This is a genomic window from Elstera litoralis, from assembly GCF_000963705.1.
GTDB classification, from domain to species: Bacteria; Pseudomonadota; Alphaproteobacteria; order Elsterales; family Elsteraceae; genus Elstera; species Elstera litoralis.
Genome location: NZ_LAJY01000395.1, coordinates 1 through 2,375, shown reverse-complemented (window position 1 = coordinate 2,375; position 2,375 = coordinate 1). Strand labels below are relative to the sequence as shown.

3 protein-coding genes and 1 pseudogene are annotated in these 2,375 nt (G+C 55.8%); all 4 read right to left on the bottom strand.

Annotated elements, in window-relative coordinates:
• Nucleotides 1-203: 203 nt before the first annotated feature.
• Nucleotides 204-641 (bottom strand): type II toxin-antitoxin system HicB family antitoxin, encoded by a 438-nt coding sequence (locus VZ95_RS14300; protein ID WP_156995314.1) that lies wholly within the window; start codon nucleotides 639-641, stop codon nucleotides 204-206.
• Nucleotides 642-668: 27 nt separating this feature from the next.
• Complete coding sequence (locus VZ95_RS14295) at nucleotides 669-860, bottom strand: type II toxin-antitoxin system HicA family toxin (protein ID WP_045776454.1); 192 nt, start codon at nucleotides 858-860, stop codon at nucleotides 669-671.
• Nucleotides 861-1,029: 169 nt separating this feature from the next.
• Nucleotides 1,030-1,170, bottom strand: coding sequence for a hypothetical protein (locus tag VZ95_RS28910; RefSeq protein WP_332308101.1), 141 nt, complete (start codon nucleotides 1,168-1,170; stop codon nucleotides 1,030-1,032).
• Between the two features lie 145 nt (nucleotides 1,171-1,315).
• Nucleotides 1,316-1,945 (bottom strand): annotated as a pseudogene (locus VZ95_RS14290) (TerC/Alx family metal homeostasis membrane protein); the annotation flags it as partial.
• Between the last annotated feature and the right edge of the window lie 430 nt (nucleotides 1,946-2,375).

Here is a 2,375-nt window from a genome sequence, read left to right as displayed (position 1 = left end):
ATCATCCAACGTCGAAATTAAATTTTCTAATTCTTTATCGCTTAAAACTTTAAGATATGTTGCCATCCAAGTGTGTTTCCACAGAGTTCTTAGGCCGTTGCGTTGCGCCTCGGATAAAACCTCTGGAATGGATATTGTATAAAAAATCTCGATCAATTTAATAGTTCAACTGGTGAATCCTCCACCGATTTATTCGCGGAACTCTATTCCGCCGCCGCCTGATAGACCGAAAACTCCCCCCGGTAGCCCAATACAGCCAAAGCGCGATCGATTTGATCCATACGGCTGTTATGCAGCACCGAAAGCGTGCGATAGGCTTGCGCGGGCGAGCCGCCTAAACGCTCGCTGAGTTGGGCGCGATTGAGGCCCGCCGCGACGCGCAGATTGTTCAGCGTGATTTTGGCGGCAACCAAAGTTCCCAGATCAATCATGGTTCCCGACGTCACTGAGGGCAGCGGAACGGGCTCGTCAGCGGAAATCAGAATTTCGATGGTGGCTAGCAAGGCCCCCTTTGCCATGCGCGTCGCTTCCTCCAGAGTATCCCCCTCCGTCGTGAGAAATGGAAGATCACGGCACGTCACCAAAAAGCCCGGCTGGCCATAGGGTTGAGGCTCGATCTGAACAGTGTAGCGTGCGTGCATGGTTTACTCTCTTCGGCAGGAACGCGCTTACTTCAGACCCAGATCTTTCAGAATCTTGTGAACCGTCCCCGTCGCAAGCTCCTTGCGGGAACCGTGGGACGGCATCACCGAGCGCCTGCCGTTCCCAGGGTTCAGCAGGGACAAATGCCCCGTCGCCCCCATCGGCGTGACGATAATTCCCAGCGAACGAAGGTAGCGCTTCAATTCGCTGGTCTTCATTCCAAACTCTCATATAGCAGAAATTATCACATCTGAGAATTTATCCGACCCGCATTTCCATATCTAGCGAAAAACCCTCGACACGCGTGCGCCGAGGGTTTCCGGTTCCCCAAGGGCCGAAGCCTTGGGCGGGGGTGCTGGGGGCAGTGCCCCCAGCGATAGCAACCAGTTACGCCGCCTTCGTCCGCGTCTTCCACAGCGACAGCAGGATCGAGCCGCCGATGAGGCTGACGGTTAGGCCCAAGGCCAGCGGCGTCGGCATTTTCCACACATCGACCAGCACCATTTTTGTGCCCACGAGGACCAGCACCAGGGCGAGACCGTATTTGAGGTACTCGAAGCGGTGGATGATACCCGCCAGCGCGAAATAGAGGGCGCGCAGGCCGAGGATGGCAAAAAACGTTACTGGTGTAGACGATGAAGGGGTCGGTAGTGATGGCGAAGATCGCCGGGATCGAATCGACCGCGAAGATCAGATCGGTCACTTCCACCAGAATCAGCGCCAGGAACAGCGGCGTGAGGTACAGCAGCCCCTTACGGCGGACGAAGAAGGATTTGCCTTCATAGGTCTCGGTGACGCGGAAGTGCTTGCGGCAGAAGCGGATGATCGGGTGGTTGGCGGGATCGGGCTCTTTATCGGCCGAGATCACCATTTTGATCCCGGTGATAATGAGGAAGCCGCCGAACACATAGATCAGCCAATGCAGCTCCATAATCAGCGCGGTGCCCGCGAAGATCATGATCGCGCGCATCACCAGGGCGCCGAGGATACCCCAAAACAGTACGCGGTGCTGATACTGGGGCGGCACGGCGAGGCTGCCGAAGATGAGGGCGATAACGAACACATTATCGAGCGACAGGCTTTTTTCGATGAGGTAGCCGGTCAAAAACTCAAGGGCTTTGGCTTCGCCAAGGGAGAAATAAATCCCGACGTTAAACAGAAGCGCGATGGCGATATAGAAGCCGCTGAGCCGCAACGCTTCGGGCACCGAAATCGTGCGTTCTTTTTTGTTCAGAACGCCGAGATCGAGCGCGAGAAGAACGAGAACAAGCGCGTTGAAGCCAAGCCAAGCCCAAAGTGGCATATCCATAGGAATCATCCGACTGCGGTGATGCCCGTCGGCACCAGAGCATAAGGGTAGAATCCGACATCACGGTTGCGACCAACCGTCAGAGGGGCCCGGATCAAAGGTGATCGTACACTTGGCCCGTCCCCCCTTACGCGTCAAGCCGCGCCGCCATAATTTTTTCACAGGGCGATTCGGCGCTTTTAAACCGGCGCTTCCGCTGGGATGACGGGGCGATACGCACCAAACGCGCGCCTTTCGCAGCGCAATAGCCAGTTTCAACACACTTTTTATGTGACACGCCTGTTATGGCGATGTAACAAAACCATAACCGTCCGAGCGTAAGAGACGGCAATCATCTTCATTGGGGGAAGCTCACATGCGGTCTTTTATTGCGGCGCTTAGCCTTGGTTGCGCATTCACTGTTTCGGCCTTTGCCGCGCCGGTC

What these genes read in the sequence shown, in the direction of transcription:
- VZ95_RS14300 (WP_156995314.1), bottom strand. Translation starts at nt 641, where the DNA reads ATGCACGCACGCTACACTGTTCAGATCGAGCCTCAACCCTATGGCCAG.
- VZ95_RS14295 (WP_045776454.1), bottom strand. Translation starts at nt 860, where the DNA reads ATGAAGACCAGCGAATTGAAGCGCTACCTTCGTTCGCTGGGAATTATC.